This is a genomic window from Pseudomonas sp. MF6755, from assembly GCF_016405635.1.
In the GTDB taxonomy this organism is placed as follows: domain Bacteria; phylum Pseudomonadota; class Gammaproteobacteria; order Pseudomonadales; family Pseudomonadaceae; genus Aquipseudomonas; species Aquipseudomonas haemolytica.
In genome coordinates this window covers 306,529-330,137 of sequence record NZ_JAEKDA010000006.1, presented here as the reverse complement: position 1 = coordinate 330,137, position 23,609 = coordinate 306,529, and the positions used below count along the sequence as shown (strand labels likewise).

The window sequence follows — 23,609 nt, the reverse complement described above, 5'->3', positions numbered from 1 at the left end:
AGTACACTGGCGCCGTTGCACAAAACGGGGCGCAGGACGTGCCCTGTCATGGTTCTATACTGGAGAGTGAAAGAGATGCGTCAAAAAGGCTTTACCTTGATCGAATTGTTGATCGTCGTGGCAATTATCGGCATTTTGGCCACCATCGGTTTGCCCATGTACACCAAGCACCAGGCCAAGGCCAAGTTCACGGCGGGGCTGGCTGAAATCAGCGCGTTGAAGGCTGGCTACGAGGACACGATCAACCAGGGCACTGTGCCGACCTTGGCCCTGATCGGTGGCACCAGCCCTACAGCCAACTGCAAGATCGACGTGGCAGGCGATGTGGCCTCGGGTGCCGGTTCCATCAGTTGTGAAATCCTCGACGCGCCTGCGCCCGTGCTGGGCAAGACCATCACCTTGACCCGCAGCGCCAGCACCGGCTGGACCTGTGCCACCACGGCGGAGGCTCAGTACGTTGCCAAGGGTTGCAGCGCCCACGGAGCGTAACGGGCGCCGGGCGGTGAGCGTGTCAGTTGCTGCACGCCCAATGCAGTGCTAGCTTTAGCCCACCGCCCGTGTAGCTCAGTTGGTAGAGCAGCGCACTCGTAACGCGAAGGTCGCAGGTTCGATTCCTGTCTCGGGCACAAAGGCACCACTGCTTCAAAGGCAATGTTTTCAGATGATCCCAGAATGGTTCTGAAGGCCAGACGAGTCGGCATTCCTGCCTGCTCTTTTGTATCTGCGCAACCTTGATGACCCAGATGCATCCCCATTCCTCGATCTAAGAGAACAACATGACCACGACTGAGATGACCCAGGAAGTTCGGCACGAAGAAGCACTCAAGAAATACCTTGAGGACACGCCGCAGCTTAAAGAAGAGATCAAGGACCTGAGCGCTGACGACCAGCGTGACCAGATTCAGTGGGCATTCGAGGACGAGGCCGAGAGCCAGGGCTACCAGCCTTGGGAGCTGACCCTCAAGTACACTTCGACACCGGAAGAGTTCGAAGCTGCGCGGTTGGTCTTGCACAAAGAGGCGGCCGACGTGCTGGGTGTCGAATGGCAAGAGTACTGCGAGATGAATAACCTTGTAGTTTAAAAGCAGCCGCGGGTTTCAAGCTGCAAGTTGTCTCGCAGCCTTCTTGCAGCTTGAAGCTTACCGCTGGCAACTACTCAGATACTGAGGCGCATCGACAGATCCACCGCTTTCACATCCTTGGTCATCGCGCCGATGGAGATATAGTCCACGCCGGTTTCAGCGATGGGCAGCAGGGTGGTTTCATTGATGCCGCCGCTGGCTTCCAGCTTGGCCTTGCCGGCGTTCAAGTGCACGGCTTCGCGCATGTCTTCCAGGCTCAGCTCATCCAGCATGATGATGTCAGCCCCCGCGGCCAGCGCTTCACGCAATTCCTCCAGGCTTTCCACTTCGACTTCCACCGGCTTGCCCGGGGCGATCTTGTGCGCGGCCGTGATCGCCTGGGCAATGCCACCGCAGGCGGCAATATGGTTTTCCTTGATCAGGAACGCGTCATACAGCCCGATGCGGTGATTATGGCAACCGCCGCAAGTGACTGCGTACTTCTGCGCCAGGCGCAGGCCCGGCAATGTCTTGCGGGTGTCCAGCAGCTTGACCTGGGTAGTGGCGACAAAGTCCGCCAGGAACTGCGCGCGAGTAGCTACCCCTGACAGCATCTGCAGGAAATTCAGCGCAGAGCGTTCACCACTGAGCAGCGAACGTGCCGGACCTTCGAGGTGGAACAGCGCCTGGTTGGGGCTGACACGCTCACCATCGGCCACCTGCCAATGCACGGCGACCCGCGGGTCCAGTTGGCGAAATACCGCATCCACCCAGGCCGTACCGGCGATAACGGCCGCCTCGCGGGTAATGATCGTGGCCTTGGCCAGCCGTTCGGCCGGGATCAACTGTGCGGTGATGTCGCCACTGCCGATGTCTTCCAGCAGTGCGCGGCGCACGTTGGCTTCGATTTCGGCAGTGAGGTCGGCAAGACGGAGGTTCGGCATAACAGGCTCCACAAACAAAGTGCCTCGATTATAGGGGCTGCGTGCGTTTGAACCCAGGCTCGCCACTCAATTACAGCGCGACGGCAGAGTTTGCTGGCGCAACGGCCCTCATTTGCAAGATAATCGCGCGCCTTGCAATTGGCGTCATAGCTTTGACGTCCGGGTGGTAGACGGGTATTTGCCGTGCCTTTCAGGCCTGCCCCGTTCTTTCCCCCTCAACACCGCCGTTTCAGGAGGCCAGGATGCACAATGACGGAAAGGTGGTGCCTATCAACAGGGCACAGGCCACGCCATCGCCGCTCGCACGCCTGCCGGTGGTGGTGCTGCAGGTGCGTGACAAGGCCGCGCAACAGCTGCAACAGGGTTTACAGGAGCTGTTCGATAACGCCGATGACACCCTGTTCGAAATGGCTGACAAAGCCCGTAGCACCGTCGATCATCATATTTTTTTCGAGGCCATGCGCGACCTGCGCCTCAAGCGCAAGAATTTCGAGCGCGTGTTCATGGAACAGCTGTTTGCGGCCTTCGCCAATCTGGGTCAGGCCGGGCGCGGCGACTTGCACCTGGTGCCGGTGGTGTCCTACGAATCGGTACGTGGTACAAGCGCCGATGATCTGGAAAGAGCCGTGGCCCTGGAAGCGATGCTCAGTCGAGTGCGGCACCGTGATGGCTTGGCATTGGGGCAACTGAGCGCGCGGCTCAGTGAATTGCTCGGCAGGCGCCTGGATGATCATGAGAACCCTCTGGGCCCGGCACTGCTCTGTGGGTTTTTCCTGCAGGCGGGGCGCAGCCTGGGAGTCGAGATCCGCGTCAAGCTGATCATGCTCAAGCTCTTTGAAAAATACGTGCTTAGTGACGCTGACCTGCTGTACGCGGAAGCCAATCAACTATTGGTCGCCACTGGGGTGCTGCCCGAACTCAAGGCCGTTCCGTCCCGTCGTCTCGGCGAGCGTGCGAACCGTGAACAGCACCACGCCAACCAGCCGATTGCCGAACTGCCACTCGATGAAAGCGGTCAGCAAGCCTTCAGTGCCTTGCAAAAATTGTTGGTCGCCGTGCGTGGTAGCGTGGCGCCGACCCTCGAAGCCAGTGCCGAGCCACAACCCATTGACACTCGCGACCTGCTGCGCCTGCTTTCGCATTTGCAACAATACGTCCCGGAGCCCGAGGCCGAGGACGATTTCGACCTGCGAAACCATCTTGAACAGTTGCTGACCCGGGTCAGTGTCAAGAGTGGCAAGTCGCGGGTGGTGGAAGATGCTGACGAAGATGTGATCAACCTGGTGGCCTTGCTGTTCGAATTCATGCTCGATGACGGCAGTGTGCCGGACGCTTTCAAGGGCCTGATCGCCCGCTTGCAGATCCCACTGCTGAAAGTCGCCGTGCTGGACAAGAGCCTGTTCAGCTGCGCGAACCATCCGGCGCGGCGCTTGCTCAATGAAATCGCGAGCGCCGTCATAGGGTGGGGCCCGCAGGACGATCCACGCGACACCCTGTACGTGCGTATCGAGCAGGTGGTACAGCGCTTGCTGAACGAGTATGTCGAAGACCCGGAGATTTTTTTCCAGATGCTGACGCAGTTCAGCGCGTTTGCCGCTGATGAGCGCAGGCGCAGCGAGTTGCTGGAACGGCATACCCGTGACGCCGCACGCGAGCGCCTGCAACTGGAAGCCGCGCGTGAGCGTGTGGCGCAAGTGCTCAATCGACGGCTTTTGGGCCAAGTCCTGCCGCAGTTTGTGGTGCAATTCCTGCAACAGGCGTGGAGCCAGGTGCTGGTGGTGACCGCTCTCAAGCACGGCGAACAATCGCTGCAGTGGCAAGCGGCGCTGCGCACCATGGATGAGTTGATCTGCAGCGTTGGTTTGCGGGAAGGCACCGAGGCGGGCCGGTATTTGCTTGAGCAATTGCCAGGGCTGCTCAAGGCATTGCGTGACGGTTTGGCCGGTGCGGCGTTCGATCCTTTCAGCACCCGTGAGTTTTTCCTGCGGTTGCAGGCCGTGCATGTTCAGCCGTTCGAAGGCGAGGGCGCCGACGCGTTGGTCGAAGTCCGCGAGCCCGTTACCCTCGGCCCGGGCTTGCGCGTCGCTGTTGAGTCCTTGCCCGGTGATGACGCCGACTTGCTCAAGGCTCAGCAATTGCGGATCGGCGTCTGGGTGGCGTTTCAGCAAGATCAAGTAACCACCCTGCGCTGCAAGCTGACGGCAATCATGCCCCCCGCCAACACCTACGTTTTTGTCAGCCGTACGGGGCTCAAAGCCTTGGAGAAAAGCGCCGAGCAATTGGCCGTGGCGTTCAAGTGTGGCGCGCTGCGCGTCTTGGACGATGGCTTGCTGTTCGAGCGTGCGCTGGCTGCGGTGATGGCCAACCTGCGTCAACTCAATCGCGGCAAGTGATCGCAACCACAGGGCGGAACGCGGCATACTGGTAACACCTCGTCTCATTCAAGGAGCCTGTATGCAGTTGGACCCCGCCAGCGGTTGGTGCCAAGGCATTCGTCATTGCCCGTCGCCCAACTTCAACGAGCGCCCTGAAGGTGAAATCTCGCTGTTGGTGGTGCACAACATCAGCTTGCCTCCGGCGCAGTTCGCCACTGGCAAGGTGCAGGAGTTCTTCCAGAACCGCCTGGATGTATCGGAACATCCCTACTTTGAAGGGATTGCCCACCTACGTGTGTCTGCGCATTTTCTGATTGAGCGTGACGGCACTGTGACGCAATTTGTTTCGTGCCGGGACCGGGCTTGGCATGCCGGCATTTCCAGCTTCGAGGGGCGCGAGGTGTGCAACGATTTCTCCCTGGGCATCGAGTTGGAGGGCACCGACGAACTGCCGTTTACCGATGCCCAGTATGCGGCCCTGATCGACTTGGCGCGCCAGTTGCTGTTGGCTTACCCAGCGATAACCCACCAACGTATTTGTGGTCACAGCGACATCGCACCGGGGCGCAAGACCGACCCGGGCCCCGCTTTTGATTGGAGGCGCTTTCGCAGCGCCCTGCAGAATGGAGGACACAAACAATGAGTTTCCTGGTGTTGGTGCTGGCGGTCTGGATCGAGAAGTTCTCGGCCTTGCGCCTGCGGTTGCAGCGCGACGGTGGATGGCTGCGGGAGTTGGCCAAGCTGGAATCGAGCCCACGCATGGGCAAGCGACCCTGGCTGATCTTGCTGGTGCTGGTGCTGCTGCCCGTGGCATTACTGGCACTATTGTTGTTGGTGCTGGAGCCGGTGGCCTATGGCCTGTTGGCATTGCCGGTGCATTTGCTGGTGGTGATCTATAGCCTGGGCCGTGGCGATCTGCTGGCAGGGCTGGGCCCGTTTCGTGATGCCTGGCGGCGCGGTGACCTGCAAGCTGCCGAACACGTGGCCGAGCGCGACCTGAAGCTTGGCGCCGACAGTGGCGAGCAATTGTTGGAGCGCGTCCAGGGCCATCTGTTGTGGCAGGCGTATCAGAGCTTTTTCGCAGTAATTTTCTGGTACTTCCTGTTAGGCCCGGTGGCCGCTTTGGCCTATCGCCTGTTGGCGCTGGCCAGCGAACACAGCCAGAACCCGTTGGTGGCCGAACGCGCCACGCAGTTGCGTCACGCGTTTGACTGGTTGCCGGTACGTCTGCTGGCGGCGAGCTTTGCCTTGGTGGGCAACTTCGTCGGGGTCAGCCGTGTGATGCTCCACGAGCTGCTGAGCTGGGACATCAGCGCTGCACAACTGGTGGAAAAAGTTGGCCTGGCCGCCGCCGAAATTCCGCCGCCGGTGGTGGGTGCCGATGGCATCAACAGCCTGGATCGCCTGTGGGAACTGCTGCTGCGTGCGGCGGTGCTGTGGTATGCCGGGTTTGCTATCTGGACCGTTTTGCCCTGAGTCATAGCGGCGTGGGGATCCATTACCCACGCCGTTAACCTTACGTTACAAAACTCCCTCTCGAATTGAGCTATACAGACAGAGCGCCAAATAGTGGCTATCTGCCGCCGCCCTGCGCCTCAATAAAAATAAAAGAAAGGGAGGTCACCTGTGAAGAGCTTGCTCTATCCAGCCGTCGCGCTGATGAACCGCCTGAGCTTCGGCATGAAGTTCAGCCTGATCAGCGTGCTGTTCCTGCTGCCGATGCTGGCGACCAACTATTTCCTGGTGCGTGATTCCTGGCGCGAATTCCAGGGCACCCACATCGAACTGCAAAGCCTTGACCTGCTCGGCAGCAGCCTGGTGTTGCGTCGTGACCTGGAGTCGCTCAACAACCAGGTGCAGATCAACGCCACCCTTGGTCAGTCCGGCAAGGCCGCTGACCTTGAGACCAGGATCAGCGCCTTGGAGCAAAGTGTGCTGGACCGTCTGCAGGGCCTTAGCGCCATGGCGAATCAACCTGAGCAAGTCGCAGTTTTCGAAAACAAGCGCGACGAGTTGATCGACGCGTTCAAGGCCCAGCAACAGGAAACCTCGTTGCTCAACAAAACCGCGCTGATCGGCAAATTACTCAACCAAGCCCAGATGCTTAGCCAAATCATTGCCAGCCAAGCCGGCTTGAGCCGTGACGCGCAAAGTGAGCTGCGCCAGCTCTCCAATCTGGTCACCACCGTCACCCCGCAAGTCACCCAGGCGCTGGGAGAGGGCCGGGCGATGGGCGCGTATTCGTTGGGCCAAGGTTTCATCAATTCGTCTTCCAGCACACGCTTTGATGAGCTGTTGCAGCAATTGGAAAAGCTTCAGGGCGAATATGGCTTGAAGTTGCAGGATGCGCTGGGCATCAGCAACGCCGCGCACGCAGCACTCGACACGTTGGCGCAAGCCAGCCAGGCCAGCCTGAAGCAAGGCAGTGAGTTGTTCGAAGAACAGGTGGTGATGGCAGAGACCCTCGACATGGCGTGGCAAGGCTTTTACGACAGCGTCAGCCAACTGATGGCCAAGACGTATCAATTGGATGACGCCACTCTGACGTTCCTCGAGCAGCAATTGCAGCAACGGCTGGCACAAAACCGCATGCACATGGTGCTGCTGATCACGGCCCTGGCGGCGATGTTCGCGCTGATTTTCTATCTGTATGCGGGCTTCTTTGTTTCCACACGCACCACTTTGCATCGCTTGGGGGCGATGATGGACAAAGTGGCGGCAGGTGACATGACGGTTACCTTCGTTGCCCAAAGCCGCGATGAGCTTGGGGACTTGGGCCAAGTGTTCAATGGCACCGTGGCCAAGATCCATGACTTGATCGAGCGTGTCGGGCATACGGTCAGCCAGGTCGAATTGCAGGCCGGCCAGGTGCAGGCGGTTTCGTCCCAGAGTAACCAGGCGGTGTCCGGCCAGCGCAGCCAGATCGAACAAGTGGCGACGGCGATGAATCAGATGTCCGCCACCGCCCAGGAAGTGGCCCGTAGCGCAGCGGCCGCAGTCAGCAGCGCCCAGAGCGTTAACGATGAAACCGTCAGCGGGCGTGCGCTGGTGCAATCCCAGCAAGGTGGCATCGTGCGCCTGGCTTCGGAGATCGATGAGTCGGTGAGGGTTATCAACCAGTTGGCCGTCGACAGCCAATCCATCAGCCGCGTATTGGACGTGATCAAGAGCATTGCCGAACAGACCAACTTGTTGGCGCTTAACGCGGCCATCGAAGCCGCGCGCGCCGGTGAACAGGGGCGCGGTTTTGCCGTGGTGGCCGATGAGGTGCGCACTCTCGCCCGGCGCACCCAGCATTCCACCGAAGAAATCGAACAGATGATCAGCCGCTTGCACAGCGGCGTTGGCGCGGCGGTGAAGGCCATGGGCAGCAGCCATGAAATGGCGAGTGGCACGGTGGGGCAGTCTGAGAAAGTCCAGCAGGCCCTGGAAAATATCCTCGGCGCCGTCGGGATGATCGTCGACCAGAACCAGCAGATCGCCGCTGCCGTGGAGCAGCAAACGGCGGTCGCCCAAGACATCGACCAGAATATTGTTGAAATCAATCGCGCCGGCGAGCATGCAGCGCAAGGGGCCCAGCAGACTGAAGCGGCCAGTCGGCAATTGTCGGCGCAGGTTATAGAGTTGAGGCAATTGATTGGCGCGTTCCGGGTGTAGGAATTTTCTATAGGATTGGGCTTCGGGCGGCGTAGCGTATGTCTTGATTTACCAGGCTAGGTTTTATCGCGGCGTGAATGGGTGAGACTTTGTTTCACTCAGTCACGGTCTCGAGGAGGCATGGCGATGACCGCTGTAATCGGCAGCATCAAAGGGCATTGCGCCCAGTGCGACATGACGTTTGAACTCAAGCCTTGGCAACTGAACGCCATTGCCATCGATGTACCTTTTGACTGTACGTACTGCCACTCAGGCTTGCAGTTGCTTTGCCACAAACAGTTGCGTCAATTTCGCGCCTTGGACCAATGGGCGCTGGTGCGGCCGAGCATGATCATACTGACGTGCGCGACCTTGCTGGTGGCGTTGGTCGCGGAGTGGGTGGGGCTGCTCAGTGTGATCGGGCAGTTCAACATTTCGCTGGTCGCGGTGTTTATCCATTGCCTGGTCGTGCGCTACGCCCGCCATCGACAAAAAATGACCTTGAACTTGCAGGTCATCCACCCGCTACCACTTGAACAGCTCGCACGCATTGCGTGTGCTCGCCTCTGCCAGCAATGAAGGGCTGATACCCATCCGCTCGGCCAGCGCGGTGCAGATGTCCGGCAAGTGCTGCGGGCTGTTGCGCTGGTTCGGGTACATGACCGGGGCCATATCCGGCGAATCGGTTTCCAGCACCACGGCGTCAAGGGGTAGCTGGGCCAGCACCTTGTGCATTCGCAGTGCCTGGGGCCAGGTGGCGGCGCCGCCCAGGCCAAGTTTGAAACCGAGCTTGATGTACTCGCGGGCCTCCTCGACGCTGCCGGCGAACGCATGGATGATGCCGCCCCGCGGCAGACGGATGCGCTTGAGGGTGGCAATCACAGCGGCGTGGCTGCGGCGCACATGTAGCAAGGCAGGCAGCTGGAAATCCACTGCAAGTTTCAGTTGGGCTTCAAACAGGCTTTGCTGGCGCTCGCGGTCCAGGTGCTCAAGAAAATAATCCAGGCCGACTTCGCCTACGGCACACAGTTGCCGATGGCCGTGCAGGCGTGTCAACCAATCACCCAGCTCCAGCAGGTCGGCAGGGCGGTGCTCATCGAGATACACCGGGTGCAATCCGAAGGCGGCGAACAAGTCTTCGTCCTCCTGCACCAGATCCCATAGCCGCTGCCAATTGTTCTGATATACCCCCAACACCACCATGCGCCGCACGCCGAGTTGACGGCTGTGGGCGAGGACTTGCTGGCGGTCGTGGTCGAAATCCGCGAAGTCCAAATGGGTGTGGGTGTCGATCAGCTCCACGCTCAGGCCTCGTGAATACGCTGCTTGAAGGTCCGGCCAATCGCATGGACACCAGGTTGGTACTGCTCCTCCTCAATGGCGGCCAGGGCCAGGCGCAGGGCAGTCTCGGCAATCAGTTGATGTTGCTGGGCCATGGCGTTGACCGGCAGCGGCAGGAAATCCAGCAGTTGGGTATCGCCGAAGGTGCCCAGGCGCAGCGGTCGCGACCTGAGGGGGAAGTCATGCAGTGCGTCGAACACGCCTTGCAGCAGCACGTAGGAAGTCGTCACCAGCGCATCCGGCAAATGCCCCAGGCGTTGCAGCAGTTGCTCCATCAACTGTCGGCCGCAGTCACGGCTGAAGGCTTCGCCCTGTTCGATGATCACATCGCCAGTGAAGCCCTGCAGCGCTTCACGAAAACCTGCGGCACGTTCCTGGCTGATGCTCAGCTCGGGGTGTGCGCCGATCAGCGCGATTTGTTTGGGCAGCGGTTGCAGCAGGCTACTGGTGAGTTGCTGGCAGGCTTGGCGGTCATCGCTGACCACCGAGCAGAATTGGCTCGGCTCCATGACCCGGTCGATGGCGATCACCGGCAAGCCCTTGGCTTTTAGCTCGCGATAGCTGTCATCGCTGGCCGGCAGGCAACTGGCGACGAACAGCGCATCACAACGTCGCGCACGGAACAGTTGCAGCAGTTGGCGTTCGCTGTCGGCTTCGTCATCGGAGCTGGCAATCAGCAACTGATAGCCCCGCGCCCGCGCACCTTGCTCCAACAACTTGGCGATGCGTGCGTAACTGGGGTTTTCCAGGTCTGGCAGGATGAACCCCAGCGTACGCGTATGCCGGCTGCGCAGCCCGGCGGCTTGGGGGTTGGGAGTAAAACCATGGGCTTGGACCACGGCACGCACACGCTCAACGGTTGCGGTGCTGATGCGTTGCTGTGCGGCCTTGCCATTGATGACGTAGCTGGCGGTGGTTACGGACACACCGGCCAGACGTGCGATATCACTGAGTTTCAAACCGGGATTTCCTTGTTTTTTAGAGCGTGCCCCGACATTTTGTCCAATCGTAACCGATTCCAGCATACGACCAATGTCCCAAGGCAAGCGCCGAGTGGTCCTTCAAGCTTGCGTAATTAACGCGTAATCTGCCATAAATTCTAGATTAAACGTTTCAGCAGGCGTATTTTTACGATGTTCGCCACTGAGTGACTACTGCCAATTGACCACTCAGTCAGTTATTTTGAACGTCTCGCGCTGATTTATTCAAAACAATACCTAGTGCGCACGCCGCACTAACTAGGAGAACGGCATGCTTGAGCTCACTGTAGAGCAGATATCCATGGGCCAGGTGGCTGTGGATAAATCTGCTGCCTTGCACCTGCTCGCTGACAAGTTGGTGGCCGATGGCCTGGTCGCCGAGGGTTATCTCAGTGGCTTGCAAGCCCGTGAAGCCCAAGGCTCGACCTTTCTCGGCCAAGGCATTGCCATTCCCCACGGCACTCCAGAAACCCGCGACCAGGTGTTTTCCACCGGGGTGCGTCTGTTGCAGTTCCCCGAAGGAGTGGACTGGGGCGACGGCCAGGTGGTCTACCTGGCGATTGGCATCGCGGCTAAATCCGATGAACACTTGCGGCTGCTGCAACTGCTGACCCGCGCCCTCGGTGAAACCGATTTGGGCCAGGCACTGCGTCGGGCCGGCAGCGCCGAAGCCTTGTTGAAGCTGTTGCAAGGCGCCCCCCAGGAATTGGCGCTGGATGCGCAGATGATCAGCCTGGGCGTGTCTGCCGATGATTTTGAAGAGTTGGTGTGGCGCGGCGCACGCCTGCTGCGCCAGGCCGACTGCGTGAGTAATGGTTTTGCTGCGGTGCTGCAACAGGTCGACGCGCTGCCCCTGGGCGATGGCCTGTGGTGGTTGCACAGTGAACAGACGGTCAAGCGCCCGGGCCTGGCGTTTGTCACACCGGATAAACCCATGCGTTACCTCGGCCAGCCCTTGCACGGTCTGTTCTGCCTGGCGAGCCTCGGTGAAGCCCACCAGACCCTGCTTGAACGCTTGTGCGCCTTGCTGATTGAAGGGCGCGGCCAGGAACTGGGGCGTGCCACCAGCCGCCGTGCAGTGTTGGAAGTGCTGGGCGGCGAATTGCCGCCGGACTGGCCCAGCGCCCGCATCACCCTGGCCAACGCCCACGGCCTGCATGCGCGCCCGGCCAAGATCCTCGCGCAGTTGGCGAAAGGTTTTGACGGCGATATCCGCGTGCGCATCGTCGATGGGCCAGTGGGCGCAGTGTCGGTCAAAAGCCTGAGCAAGTTGCTCAGCCTCGGCGCGCGTCGCGGCCAGGTGCTGGAGTTTGTTGCCGAGCCGACAGTTGCCGGCGATGCATTGCCCGCGCTGCTGGCCGCTGTCGAAGAGGGCCTTGGCGAAGACGTCGAGCCGCTGCCGAGCGTGAGCGCGCAACCCGCCCAGGTCGATATCGAGCCCGTGCTCAGCGCGCCATTGAGTGGCAGCCAGCTCCAGGCTATCGCCGCCGCGCCGGGTATCGCCATTGGCCCGGCACATATCCAGGTTCCACAGCTGTTTGATTACCCGCTGCGCGGTGAGTCCGCCGGGCTTGAGCGCCAGCGCCTGCACACGGCCTTGAGCGACGTGCGCCAAGATATCCAGGGCCTGATCGAGCGCAGCCAGGCCAAGGCCATTCGCGAGATTTTCATCACCCACCAGGAAATGCTCGACGACCCGGAACTCACCGATGAAGTCGACACCCGCCTCAAGCAAGGCGAAAGTGCCGAAGCTGCCTGGATGAGCGTGATCGAAGCTGCCGCCAAGCAGCAGGAAGCGTTGCAGGACGCCTTGCTGGCCGAGCGCGCCGCCGACCTGCGCGATATCGGCCGCCGTGTGCTGGCGCAACTGTGCGGCGTTGAAACCGTGCAGGAGCCCAGCGAACCCTACATTTTGGTGATGGATGAAGTCGGCCCTTCGGACGTGGCCCGCCTGGACCCGGCCCGCGTGGCCGGCATCCTCACCGCCAGGGGCGGTGCCACCGCTCACAGCGCCATCGTCGCCCGCGCCCTGGGCATTCCCGCCCTGGTCGGCGCAGGCGCGGCGGTGTTGCTGCTGAACGCCGGCACGCCGCTGTTGCTCGACGGCCAACGCGGTCGCCTGCATGTCGATCCGGACACCGCCACCCTGCAACGCGCCACCGTCGAGCGCGACACCCGCGAACAACGCCTGCAAGCCGCGTCGGCCCAGCGCCACGAACCGGCGCTGACCCGTGACGGTCACGCCGTGGAAGTGTTCGCCAATATCGGCGAAAGCGCCGGGGTGGCCAGTGCGGTGGAGCAGGGCGCCGAAGGCATTGGCCTGCTGCGCACCGAACTGATTTTCATGGCGCACCCCCAAGCGCCAGACGAAGCCACCCAGGAAGCCGAATACCGTCGCGTACTTGACGGCCTCAACGGCCGCCCGTTGGTGGTGCGTACCCTCGATGTGGGCGGCGATAAACCCTTGCCCTATTGGCCCATCGCCCAGGAAGAAAACCCCTTCCTCGGCGTGCGCGGCATCCGCCTCACACTGCAACGCCCGCAGATCATGGAAGCGCAACTGCGTGCGCTGCTGCGTTCGGCGGATAACCGCCCGCTGCGCATCATGTTCCCGATGGTCGGCAGCGTGGATGAATGGCGCGCAGCCCGCGACATGACCGAGCGCCTGCGCCTGGAAATCCCGGTCGCCGATTTGCAACTGGGCATCATGATCGAAGTGCCATCGGCCGCTTTGCTGGCGCCGGTACTGGCCAAGGAAGTCGACTTCTTCAGCATCGGCACCAATGACCTGACCCAGTACACCCTGGCGATCGACCGCGGCCATCCGACCTTGTCGGCCCAGGCCGATGGCTTGCACCCGGCGGTCTTGCAACTGATCGACATCACCGTGCGTGCTGCCCATGCCCACGGCAAATGGGTGGGCGTCTGCGGCGAGTTGGCGGCGGACCCACTGGCGGTGCCGGTGCTGGTCGGCCTGGGTGTGGATGAGTTGAGTGTATCGGCCCGCAGCATTCCTGAAGTGAAGGCGCGGGTGCGTGAATTCAGTCTGAGCGAGGCCCAGGGCCTGGCTCAAAAAGCACTGGCGGTGGGTTCTGCCGCGCAAGTGCGTGCCCTTGTGGAGGCCGTGTAGATGGCGAAGATTCTGACCCTGACGCTGAACCCGGCGTTGGACCTCACGGTACGCCTGGCGCGCCTGGAACCGGGTGCCGTCAATCGCAGTGAAACGATGCTTACCCATGCGGCGGGCAAGGGCGTGAATGTGGCGCAAGTGCTGGCGGACCTTGGCCATGACGTCAGCGTTGGCGGCTTTCTCGGTGACGCGAACCCCCAGGCTTTCGATGCGCTGATCGCCCGCCGTGGGTTTGGCGATGCGTTCGTTCGCGTACCTGGCGAAACCCGCAGCAATATCAAGATTGCCGAGCAGGATGGCCGGGTCACCGACATCAATGCGCCGGGGCCGCAGGTGAGTGATGAGGCGCAAAAAGCACTGCTCAAGCGGATCGCGATGATCGGCCCGCAATTCGATGCGGTGGTGGTGGCCGGCAGCTTGCCGCGTGGTGTCAGCCCGCAGTGGTTTCAAGGGCTGTTGCAACAGTTGAAAGACCTCGGTTTGAAAGTCGCCCTGGACACCAGCGGTGAAGCGCTGCGTGCCGGTTTGCAAGCGGGCCCCTGGCTGGTCAAACCCAATACCGAAGAGTTGGCCGAAGCCTTGGAGGGTTCCACCGATGCAATCAGCCGACTGCATCAGCACGGCGTTGAACATGTGGTGGTTTCCGACGGTGCCGCAGGCGTGACCTGGTACTGCCCGGGTGCGGCGCTGCACGCCACGCCGCCCAAGGTGGCGGTGGCCAGTACCGTGGGCGCGGGCGATTCGTTGTTGGCCGGCATGCTCCACGGTTTGCTCAGCGACGAAGCACCCGAGCAGACACTGCGCCGCGCCACGGCGATTGCCGCGATGGCGGTGACGCAGATCGGTTTCGGCATCAGCGATGACGCGCAATTGGCGCAGCTCGAAAGCGGCGTCGTAGTGCGCGCGTTGACAGAACAATAAGAGGGTTTGTGATGAAGTTAGCCATTGTTACCGCCTGCCCGAATGGCATGGTCACCAGTGTGCTGTGCGCCCGCTTGTTGGACGCCGCCGCCCAGCGCCAGGGGTGGAGCACCAGTGTTGAAGTCGTGGATGTGCAGCGCCCCGAACGCCAATTGTCCCAGGCCACCCTCGACGACGCCGAATGGGTGCTTCTGGTCAGCAGCACACCAGTGGATATGCAGCGTTTTGTCGGCAAGCGCGTGTTCCAGACCACGCCGGCCCAGGCCTTGGCGGATGTCGAGGCGGTATTGCGCCGCGGCGCCGAAGAGGCCCAGGTCTATGTCGCCGCCGACGCCCCGGTGGCGGCGAAAAATGCGCCGCGTATCGTCGCGATTACCGCGTGCCCGACCGGTGTGGCCCACACCTTCATGGCCGCCGAAGCCTTGCAGCAGACCGCCAAACGCCTGGGCTACGACTTGCAGGTCGAGACCCAAGGCTCGGTGGGTGCCCGCACACCTTTGAGCCCCGAGGCCATCGCCCAGGCCGACGTGGTGTTGCTGGCGGCCGATATCGAAGTCGCCACCGAGCGTTTTGCCGGCAAGAAGATCTACCGCTGTGGCACCGGCATTGCCCTCAAGCAATCCGAAGCCATCCTCAACAAGGCCCTGGCCGAAGGCGCGGTGGAAAGCGCAGCCAATGGCGCGCCGGCCAAGTCGGAGAAGACCGGCGTCTATAAACACCTGCTCACTGGCGTGTCGTACATGTTGCCGATGGTGGTGGCGGGGGGCTTGTTGATCGCCTTGTCATTCGTGTTCGGCATTCATGCCTTTGAAGAACCAGGCACCTTGGCGGCGGCCTTGAAAACCGTCGGTGACCAGGCATTCATGCTGATGGTGCCGCTGCTCGCGGGCTATATCGCGTATTCGATTGCCGATCGTCCTGGCCTGGCGCCGGGCATGATCGGCGGGTTGCTGGCGGGTACGCTGGGGGCCGGATTTATCGGCGGTATCCTCGCCGGCTTTGTCGCGGGGTACTGCGTCAAGTTGATCAGCCGTGCGGTGCAATTGCCCCAGAGCCTGGAAGCACTCAAGCCGATCCTGATCATCCCGTTGCTGGCGAGCCTGTTCACCGGCCTGGTGATGATCTACCTGGTCGGCCCGCCTGTGGCGCGGCTGCTCAGCGGCCTGACGGAGTTTCTCAGCACCATGGGCACCACCAACGCGGTGCTGCTGGGCATTTTGCTTGGCGGCATGATGTGCGTGGACTTGGGCGGGCCGATCAACAAGGCGGCGTATGCGTTTTCCGTCGGCCTGCTGGCCGCCTCAAGCGGTGCACCGATGGCCGCGACCATGGCCGCCGGCATGGTGCCGCCGATTGGCATGGGTATCGCCACCTTGCTGGCCCGGCGCAAGTTCGCCCAGACCGAGCGCGAAGCCGGCAAGGCCGCAATGGTGCTGGGCCTGTGCTTTATCTCTGAAGGCGCGATCCCGTTCGCGGCCAAAGACCCGTTGCGGGTGATCCCGGCCAGCATTGCCGGTGGTGCCCTGACCGGTGCGCTGTCGATGTACTTCGGCTGCAAACTCGCCGCGCCCCATGGCGGCTTGTTTGTGCTGGTGATTCCGAATGCCATGAACCATGCGTTGTTGTATTTGCTGGCGATTGTGGCGGGCAGTGTCTTGACCGGGTTGGTGTATGCGTTGATCAAGCGGCCGGAAGCTGTCGAGCTGGCTGTCGCACCGGTGTCATAACTGCATGCTTAAGTGGCCCTTTTGATATTCAAGAGGGCACCTGCATGAGCCACTTCGATCTCGGCCGTCGCCGCGTGATGCAAGCCGTGGGCGCCGGCCTGTTGTTACCGGGCCTGGCGCCGGCGGTGATCGCTTCAGTCAAGGACCGGCCGCAACTCACTGACGGGGTGCAATCCGGCGACCTGCTCGGCGACCGCGCGATGATCTGGAGCCGTAGCGATCGCCCCGCCAAAATGGTGGTGGAGTGGGACACGCGCAGTGTGTTCAGCAACCCGCGTAAATTCATCTCGCCGTTGGCCGACATCCGCACCGACTTTACCGCCCGTGTCGAACTCACCGGGCTGCCGGTGGATCAGGCAATTTTCTACCGCGTGCACTTCGAGGACGCCCAGACCGGCGTCGCCAGCGAACCCTGGTTCGGCCACTTGCGCAGCGTGCCACAAGCGCGTCGCGACATTCGCTTTGTGTGGAGCGGCGACACCGTCGGCCAAGGCTTCGGCATCAACCCGGATATCGGCGGCATGCGCATCTACGAAGCCATGCGACAGCGCCTGCCGGACTTCTTTATCCACAGTGGCGACACCATCTACGCCGATGGCCCGGTGCCGGCGCAACTGACCGTCGAAGGCGGGCGTATCTGGCGCAATATCACCACCGAAGCCAAGAGCAAAGTGGCTGAAACCCTCGATGAGTATCGCGGCAATTACCGCTATAACCTGCTGGATGAAAACGTGCGCCGCTTCAACGCCGAGGTGCCGCAGATCTGGCAGTGGGATGACCACGAAGTGGTGAACAACTGGTCGCCCAGCAAGCAATTGGATGAGCGCTACCAGACCAGGGACATCAACACGCTGGTTGGCCGAGCACGCCAGGCCTGGCTGGAATATTCACCTATGCGCCGGCAAAGCGCCGATGGCGGCGGGCGTATTTATCGCAAGCTCAGTTATGGGCCGCTGCTGGATGTGTTTGTGCTGGATATGCGCAGCTATCGCGGGCCGAATGACGACAACCTGGGCGGCGAGAAACCCTTCCTCGGCCGCGAACAACTGGACTGGCTCAAGCGTGAACTCAAGGCCTCGCAAGCGCAGTGGAAGGTGATCGCCGCCGACATGCCCATCGGCCTGGGTGTGCCCGATGGTGAGGTGAGCCCTGGTGTGCCGCGTTGGGAAGCCATCGCCAACGGCGACCCCGGCCCGGCGCAAGGACGTGAGCTGGAAATCGCCGAGCTGCTGGGCTTTTTAAGAGCGCAACAGGTACGCAACCATGTGTGGCTGACGGCCGATGTGCACTATTGCGCGGCGCATCACTATCATCCGGATCGGGCGGCGTTCCAGGATTTCGAGCCGTTCTGGGAGTTTGTCGCCGGGCCGTTGAATGCCGGGAGCTTCGGGCCTAATCCGCTGGATAAAACCTTTGGCCCGCAGGTGGTGTTCGAGAAAGCACCGCCCGCGCAAAACACCTCGCCGCTTGCTGGCTTCCAGTTTTTTGGTGAGGTGCAGATTGATGGGCAGACGGCGGAGTTGACCGTGATTTTGCGGGATCTTGATGGGGTCTCAGTGTTCGAGCAAAAACTGCAACCGGCTTGACCTGGAATGCGATCAAAACTGTGGGAGGGGGCTTGTTCCCTCCCACAGTTTGATGTGTGTTCCTTCAGGTCTTCAGTAGACATCCCGGCGATAGCGGCCTTGTTCAATCAAGCGCTCCACTGCCTCATTGCCCAGGATATCCACCAACGCCTGATCCACCCCCGTCGCCATTCCCTGCAGACTGCCGCACACATAAATCGCGGCACCGTCCGCCAGCCATTTACGCAGCACATCCGCCGATTCGCGCAGGCGGTCCTGTACGTAGATCTTCTCTTGCTGATCGCGGGAAAACGCCAGGTCGAGCAGGGCCAGGTCACCACTGGCGAGCCAGCCTTGCAGTTCGTCCTGGCACAAGTAGTCATGGGCGATATTGCGTTCGCCAAACAGCAGCCAGTTACGCTGTTGGCCCTCGGCAATGCGCGCCTTGAGCAAGCTGCGCAGGCCTGCAAGGCCGGTGCCGTTGCCCAGCAGGATCAGCGGCACTGGCGCATCCGGCAGGTGGAAGCCGCTGTTGCGGCGCAGGCGCAGGCTGATGCCCGACCCGATGGCCGCGTGTTCCGTGAGCCAGCCGGAGCCAAGCCCCAGGCTGCCGTCGGGGTGGCGTTCCTGGCGCACTATCAGCTCCAGCACGCCGTCGCTGGCAATCGAGGCGATGGAGTATTCGCGCATGCCCAGGGGCACCAGTGCGTTCACCAGGGCTTGGGCATGCAGGCCGACCAGGTGCGTGCGGTTGTCCGGCAATTGCCGCGTGGCCAGGGCTTGATCGAGGGTGTGTGCCAGGCCGTCGATCAGCACGCCATCGCTGCCGGCCAGGCCCAGGCCATTGAGGAAATGCTCAATGGCCCACGGGCAATTGCGCGGCAGGATTTCCACCAGGTCGCCGGCCAGCCAGCTGTGCGGCGAGGGCGGTGTGAGGCCGAGCAGGTAGACATCTTCACCCACGCTGCCGGGGTTGAGCAGGGTGCGCTGGCGTAGGGTCCAGGTTTCATACTGGGCTGGCTGCCAAGCTGCCGCTGGCGCGTGACCGGTGAGTTGGCCCAATTGTTGTTGCCAGGTCAGCAAGGCCTCGGTGTCGCCACTGTCGACTTCCACTGGAGCGAACAATGGGTTGCCGCCCTGGTTGGTCAGCCAGAAATGCAGGCGTCTTGCAAAGCCGCAGAAGTGTTCGTATTGGCGATCACCCAGGGCCAGTACCGAGTAGTTCAAGCCATTGAGGGACACATCCTGGCCGAGCACGCTGCGCTCAAACCCGCGGGCGTTGTCGGGGGCTTCGCCGTCGCCGAAGGTGCTGACCACAAACAGCGCATGTTGCGCCTGGCTCAGGTCGTCCTGGCTGACGCTACCCAGAGGCTGCACCTTCACCGGCAGGCCAGCCGCCTGCAATTGCCCAGCCGTTTGCCATGCAAGCTGTTCGGCAAAGCCGCTCTGGCTGGCAAAGCCGATCAGCCAGGCCGACGCATCGCTGTGATTGGCCGTCAGGCCCTTGCGGGCATCCCGCACCTGGCGCTTCTTGCGGCGTCGGTCGAGGTACAGCAGCCAGCCGGTGATAAAGAACAACGGCATGAGCAGCGAGCTGACGGTGAGGATGATGCGCCCGGGCAGGCCGAAGTAACTGCCGGTGTGCAGCGCATACACGCTGGTCAGCCATTGCGCCTTGAGCGTCTTGCTGGCGTAACGCTCATGGGATTTGACCTCGCCGGTGGCCGGGTCCAGGTTGATCTGGTTCAGCGCGCGGTCATGGGGCGATGAGGTGAGCAGGTAATACACGGTGGCCGGTTGCCCGGCGACGGCCGGCATACGGATGTTGTAGGCGCTCAAGTCGGGGCCGGCGTTGCTGTAGATGCTGCTCCAGATCGCCTCGTAGTTGGCCACCGGCGCAGGGCCTGCGGGCGGTGGGCCGCGCTTGCGCATGCGCTCGTTTTGCGGCGCATCGGACAGCAGCTTGGTCACGCCCTGGTTGTACCAGTCGTAGGACCAATACAGCCCGGTCAGCGCCGCCAGCAGATAAAACAGCAGGCACCAGGTGCCGAATACCGAGTGCAGATCCCAGTTGAAGCTGCGGCCTTTTTTGCGCCAGTCCAACGTCAGCCAGGCGCGCCAGCTCGCTACCTGGCGCGGCCAGCGCAGGTACAGGCCGGAGAGGCAGAAAAACACCAGGATCAGGGTGCAGGCGCCGGTAATGTTGCGCCCGGTGTCGCCCATGGCCAGGAAGCGGTGCAGTTGCAGGATAAAGCCGAATACATCCTGGCCAACGGCGTCGCCCATGTAGTCGCCGGTGTAAGGATCGAAGTAACGCATCTGCCCGCGGCGTTCGCCCGCTGGCGGAGTGAAGAACACCCGGGCGGCGTTGCCGCTTTCGCTTTCCACCCACAGCATGGAGACGGTCTTGCCTTCGGTGGCCTTCAGCTTGCGCACCAACTCGGCAGGCGGCAGCACACCGGCTTCGCGTTTCTGCACGCTCAAGACCGAGGGGTTGAGCGCCCGCAGGATTTCATCCTGGAACGAGTACGCAGCCCCGGTGATCCCCATCAAGGCCAGCACCAGGCCGGCAGTGATGCCGAAAAATCAGTGCAACTGGAACAGGGTTTTCTTCAACACGTCGGACCGCCTCGCTCATCTGGATATCTATGTCACGGCGCGCATTATGCCGTGGGTTATCGAGAAAAATTCTGTTTTACACACAAAAGCCCCACGCATCCGATGCGTGGGGCCTTGGGTCGGGCATTGACCGCTTTTAGAAGTGGAAGCTGGTGGTCAACAGTGCGGTACGACCGGCCGCCTGGTTGGCGAAGTGCGCCGAGTAGGCCTTGTCGTAGTAGGTCTTGTCGGTGAGGTTCTGCACGTTCAATTGCAGGTCGACGTTCTTGGTCAGTTTGTAGCTGGCCATGGCGTCGTAGCGGGTGTAGGAGGGCACGTATACGGTGTTGCCGGCGTCGCCGTAAACCTCGTCCACGTAGAAGGCGCCGCCGCCGACGGTCAGCTTCGGTGTGATGTCGTAGGTGGTCCACAGGCTGAAGGCGTTCTTCGGCGTGTTGGGCATCTGGTTGCCTTTGTTGGAGCCGGCACTCACCACACCGTTACGCCCGTTGAGGCCGGATTTGACCAGCTCGCTGTCCAGGTAGGTGTAGCCGGCGAACACTTGCCATTGATCGGTGAGCTTGCCGCTGGCGGACAGTTCCACGCCATCGACCTGGGATTCACCGCCATTCTGGTAAGTGAGGGCATCCACCAGGATGCGGGTGTTTTTCTTCTCGGTGCGGAACACCGCGGCGGTCAGCGACAGGCGGTCGTGGAACAGGTCCCACTTGGTGCCCAGTTCATAGTTGACGGTTTCTTCTGGCTGCAAGTCGCTGGTGGCGGCACCGGCAGACAGCGGGTTGCCGTCGGCGCCTTCACCCACCAGGCCACCGGCTGGCGAGGCCGAGGTCGCGTAGGAGGCATAGATGCTGCCGTTCTCCAGCGGTTTCCAGACCAGGCCAGCCTGCCAGTTGAAGAACTGGCTGTCGTCCTTGATCTTGGTGCGCCCGGCGACGGCGTTGGTGTTGGCTTCGGTGTCGAAGGTGTCATAGCGCAGGCCGACGTTCAGCAGCCATTTCGGATCGAGTTCGATGGTATCGAACACGTAGGCGGCGCGGCTGGTGGCCTTGGTATTGGTGCCGTTGTAATTGCGCGCGACGCTGCCGGTCCAGGCATCGTCCGGGTTCGGGTTGCTCAGCGAGGTGCACTGGCCGCCCAGGCTGCCCTTGGCCGTGGTGCAGACCGGGTTGGCATTCGGGCTCACGGTGTAGCCGCTGGCGCGGGTTTCTTCACCGGTGAATTCCAGGCCAGTGGAGTACGAGTGCTTCATGCCCGCCAACTGGAAATTACCAAACAGGTCAGTCTGGTTGGTGGTGGTCGTGGTGGTGGTCACGCGGGTGTTGGCGCGGCGCCATACGGTGCCGAACTGGTTGACGTTGTGCTGGCTGTCGTCAGGCTGGGTCAACACGTAGTCCTGGCCGGTGCTGCCATGGCGCAGGGTGTTCTTCAGCGTCATGTTGTCGTTCAGGTCGTGCTCGATGGAGAAGGTGCTGATATCGGCGCGCGTCTCGCGGAAGTCGCGGTGCTTCAAACCGTAGAAGTTGTTGCTGTCGCCGCCGTCGGTAGGCTTGTCATGCACGTGGGCGGTTTTGGCGCCGCTGTTGCCGTAGCCGTAGGGAATTCCCGAGTCCGGCAGGTCGTTGCTTTCCATGTGGTAGTAGCTGAGGTTGACGCGGGTCGGCGTGCCCAGGCCAAAGGTCAGCGACGGTGCCACGCCCCAACGGTCGTAATTCACTGCATCGCGGCCGGCGACGTTTTGCTCGTGGCTCATCAGGTTCAAGCGGAAGGCGGCGTTGTCGAGGAACTGGCGGTTCACGTCGAGTACATAGCGGCGGGTCTGGTCGGAACCGTAGGTGAAGCCGCCGTTGGTGAAGTCCCGCGCTTGTGGGGTCTTGCTCACCAGGTTGAGGCTGCCACCGGCCGAGCCACGGCCGCCGAACGAGGAGTTCGGGCCTTTGCTGACCTCGATGGACTCGATGTCGAAGATCTCGCGGCTCTGGCCGCCAGTGTCGCGCACGCCATCCAGGTAGGTGTCGCCCTGGGCGTCAAAACCACGGATGAACGGACGGTCGCCCTGCGGATTGCCGCCTTCACCGGCACCAAAGGTAATGCCCGGTACGGTGCGCAAGGCATCCTGCAACGAGGTGGCGGCGGTGTCCTTGAGCACTTGTTGCGGCACCACGGTGACCGAGCGCGGCGTATCCACCAGCGGCGCGGTGTACTTCTGCGATGAGGCTTTTTCCACCTGATAGGAGGTGGTGTCCTGCTCCTGGCCGGTGATGTTGGTGGCGCCGAGGGAGATAGGGTTGCGCTCGCCTTTTTGCTCGGTGTTTTCCGCCGCCTGCGCCAGGTGGGCGGCGGAGCTGGCACTGAGGGCAACGCCAATGGCCGAGGCCAGCATGCGTGGTGAACTGGCCGGTGTTTTTATAAGAATGCGCGACATGACGTGTCCCTTCCCCAAGGATGTGAGGCCGCGGAATATAGGCCCAACAAGACTTGGTATCAATTGCGAGATATTGCTATTCGCACTTAATTTACAATCTTTACACTTTTTGTTTACGGTTTTTGCCAGCTCGTTCGTCCCCTGGGTTTTACAGGGTGGATAAGAATCAATACCATTGGTGCCTCTCCGATTTCAGGTATCGCCCCATGTTGCTGCACATTCCCGGCCTGTTCTCTCGCGAGGAGGTGCTGCGCATTCGCCAGGCCCTGGAAAATACCGAGTGGGCCGACGGCAAAATCACTGCCGGGCATCAGTCCGCCAAAGCCAAGCACAACCTGCAATTGCCCGAAGGCCACCCCTTGGCCAAGGAAATCGGCGCGGCGATGCTGGAACGCTTGTGGCAGAACCCGCTGTTCATGTCGGCGGCGCTGCCGCACAAAGTCTTCCCGCCGTTGCTCAACTGCTACACCGCTGGCGGCAGTTTCGACTTTCATATCGACAACGCCGTGCGCCAACCCAAAGGCAGCCATGAACGTGTGCGGACCGATCTGTCGTCCACGCTGTTCTTCAGTGACCCGGAGGATTACGACGGCGGCGAACTGGAAATCCAGGACACCTTCGGCCTGCAACAAGTCAAGCTGCCCGCCGGCGACATGGTGCTGTACCCCGGTTCCAGCCTGCATAAGGTCAACGCCGTGACCCGTGGCACGCGCTATGCCTCGTTCTTCTGGACCCAAAGCCTGGTGCGCGAAGACAGCCAACGCACCTTGCTGTTCGAAATGGACGGCGCCATTCAGCAACTGACCCGCGATGTCCCTGACCACCCGGCACTGATCCAGCTCACTGGCACCTATCACAACTTGTTGCGCCGCTGGGTCGAGGTCTGAG

17 protein-coding genes, 1 tRNA gene and 1 pseudogene are annotated in these 23,609 nt (G+C 61.6%); 14 read left to right on the top strand and 5 right to left on the bottom strand.

Annotation, left to right across the window (positions count from 1 at the left end; genetic code table 11):
- The first annotated feature begins 75 nt into the window (after positions 1 to 75).
- The 3 genes from JFT66_RS10265 (at position 76) to JFT66_RS10255 (ending at position 1,082) form a co-directional block, all read left to right on the top strand.
- Entirely contained in the window at positions 76 to 489 is a 414-nt protein-coding gene (locus JFT66_RS10265; RefSeq protein WP_034118049.1) for a pilin, read from the top strand.
- A 64-nt stretch (positions 490 to 553) separates the two neighbouring features.
- Positions 554 to 626, top strand: a tRNA-Thr gene (locus tag JFT66_RS10260).
- Between the two features lie 150 nt (positions 627 to 776).
- Entirely contained in the window at positions 777 to 1,082 is a 306-nt protein-coding gene (locus JFT66_RS10255) for a DUF6388 family protein (RefSeq protein ID WP_198859207.1), read from the top strand.
- A 74-nt stretch (positions 1,083 to 1,156) separates the two neighbouring features.
- On the opposite strand, the gene nadC is transcribed toward JFT66_RS10255, so the two are convergent.
- On the bottom strand, positions 1,157 to 2,005 hold the full coding sequence (nadC, locus tag JFT66_RS10250; protein ID WP_153838924.1) for a carboxylating nicotinate-nucleotide diphosphorylase: 849 nt from the start codon (positions 2,003 to 2,005) through the stop codon (positions 1,157 to 1,159).
- Between the two features lie 242 nt (positions 2,006 to 2,247).
- Here nadC and JFT66_RS10245 point away from each other — a divergent pair, with 242 nt between their 5' ends.
- From JFT66_RS10245 to JFT66_RS10225, 6 genes and pseudogenes are all read left to right on the top strand, one after another.
- Positions 2,248 to 4,398 carry a DUF1631 domain-containing protein gene (locus JFT66_RS10245; protein ID WP_198859206.1) on the top strand — a complete coding sequence of 717 codons (2,151 nt, stop codon included), beginning with the start codon at positions 2,248 to 2,250 and terminating at the stop codon, positions 4,396 to 4,398.
- Between the two features lie 61 nt (positions 4,399 to 4,459).
- A complete protein-coding gene (ampD, locus tag JFT66_RS10240) occupies positions 4,460 to 5,023 on the top strand; it encodes a 1,6-anhydro-N-acetylmuramyl-L-alanine amidase AmpD (protein WP_153838923.1) in 564 nt (187 codons plus the stop codon).
- Complete coding sequence (gene ampE / locus JFT66_RS10235; RefSeq protein ID WP_034118054.1) at positions 5,020 to 5,856, top strand: regulatory signaling modulator protein AmpE; 837 nt, start codon at positions 5,020 to 5,022, stop codon at positions 5,854 to 5,856. Before ampD ends, ampE begins: the two co-directional genes overlap by 4 nt.
- A 183-nt stretch (positions 5,857 to 6,039) precedes the next feature.
- Positions 6,040 to 7,131, top strand: a pseudogene (locus JFT66_RS30170) (methyl-accepting chemotaxis protein); the annotation flags it as partial.
- On the top strand, positions 7,108 to 8,037 hold the full coding sequence (locus JFT66_RS30165; RefSeq protein WP_442963605.1) for a methyl-accepting chemotaxis protein: 930 nt from the start codon (positions 7,108 to 7,110) through the stop codon (positions 8,035 to 8,037). The pseudogene JFT66_RS30170 and the gene JFT66_RS30165, both read left to right, overlap by 24 nt.
- Before the next feature lie 126 nt (positions 8,038 to 8,163).
- Complete coding sequence (locus JFT66_RS10225; protein ID WP_198859204.1) at positions 8,164 to 8,595, top strand: hypothetical protein; 432 nt, start codon at positions 8,164 to 8,166, stop codon at positions 8,593 to 8,595.
- On the opposite strand, the gene JFT66_RS10220 is transcribed toward JFT66_RS10225, so the two are convergent.
- Together JFT66_RS10220 and cra are read right to left on the bottom strand one after the other, a co-directional pair.
- Complete coding sequence (locus tag JFT66_RS10220) at positions 8,542 to 9,318, bottom strand: TatD family hydrolase (RefSeq protein ID WP_034118057.1); 777 nt, start codon at positions 9,316 to 9,318, stop codon at positions 8,542 to 8,544. The genes JFT66_RS10225 and JFT66_RS10220 overlap by 54 nt on opposite strands.
- A 2-nt stretch (positions 9,319 to 9,320) precedes the next feature.
- On the bottom strand, positions 9,321 to 10,316 hold the full coding sequence (cra, locus tag JFT66_RS10215; RefSeq protein WP_153838920.1) for a catabolite repressor/activator: 996 nt from the start codon (positions 10,314 to 10,316) through the stop codon (positions 9,321 to 9,323).
- Positions 10,317 to 10,608: 292 nt separating this feature from the next.
- Between cra and ptsP the strand changes: the two genes are divergently transcribed.
- The 4 genes from ptsP to JFT66_RS10195 are packed head-to-tail and all read left to right on the top strand — an operon-like array spanning position 10,609 to position 17,701.
- Positions 10,609 to 13,467 carry a phosphoenolpyruvate--protein phosphotransferase gene (gene ptsP, locus JFT66_RS10210; protein WP_198859203.1) on the top strand — a complete coding sequence of 953 codons (2,859 nt, stop codon included), beginning with the start codon at positions 10,609 to 10,611 and terminating at the stop codon, positions 13,465 to 13,467.
- On the top strand, positions 13,468 to 14,388 hold the full coding sequence (pfkB, locus tag JFT66_RS10205; RefSeq protein WP_198859202.1) for a 1-phosphofructokinase: 921 nt from the start codon (positions 13,468 to 13,470) through the stop codon (positions 14,386 to 14,388).
- A gap of 11 nt (positions 14,389 to 14,399) precedes the next feature.
- Positions 14,400 to 16,115: a PTS fructose-like transporter subunit IIB gene (locus JFT66_RS10200; protein WP_153838917.1), complete on the top strand. Its 1,716-nt coding sequence runs from the start codon at positions 14,400 to 14,402 to the stop codon at positions 16,113 to 16,115.
- Positions 16,116 to 16,159: 44 nt separating this feature from the next.
- The gene (locus tag JFT66_RS10195) at positions 16,160 to 17,701 is read left to right on the top strand and encodes an alkaline phosphatase D family protein (protein ID WP_034118062.1); all 1,542 of its coding nucleotides are present in this window, start codon (positions 16,160 to 16,162) and stop codon (positions 17,699 to 17,701) included.
- A gap of 72 nt (positions 17,702 to 17,773) precedes the next feature.
- On the opposite strand, the gene JFT66_RS10190 is transcribed toward JFT66_RS10195, so the two are convergent.
- Together JFT66_RS10190 and JFT66_RS10185 are read right to left on the bottom strand one after the other, a co-directional pair.
- Positions 17,774 to 20,257 carry a sulfite reductase flavoprotein subunit alpha gene (locus tag JFT66_RS10190; RefSeq protein WP_332875116.1) on the bottom strand — a complete coding sequence of 828 codons (2,484 nt, stop codon included), beginning with the start codon at positions 20,255 to 20,257 and terminating at the stop codon, positions 17,774 to 17,776.
- Between the two features lie 178 nt (positions 20,258 to 20,435).
- Entirely contained in the window at positions 20,436 to 22,721 is a 2,286-nt protein-coding gene (locus JFT66_RS10185; RefSeq protein WP_198859201.1) for a TonB-dependent receptor, read from the bottom strand.
- Positions 22,722 to 22,927: 206 nt separating this feature from the next.
- On the opposite strand from JFT66_RS10185, the gene JFT66_RS10180 reads away from it, so the two are divergent.
- Positions 22,928 to 23,608 (top strand): Fe2+-dependent dioxygenase, encoded by a 681-nt coding sequence (locus JFT66_RS10180; protein WP_034118066.1) that lies wholly within the window; start codon positions 22,928 to 22,930, stop codon positions 23,606 to 23,608.
- The last annotated feature ends 1 nt before the right edge of the window (position 23,609 follow it).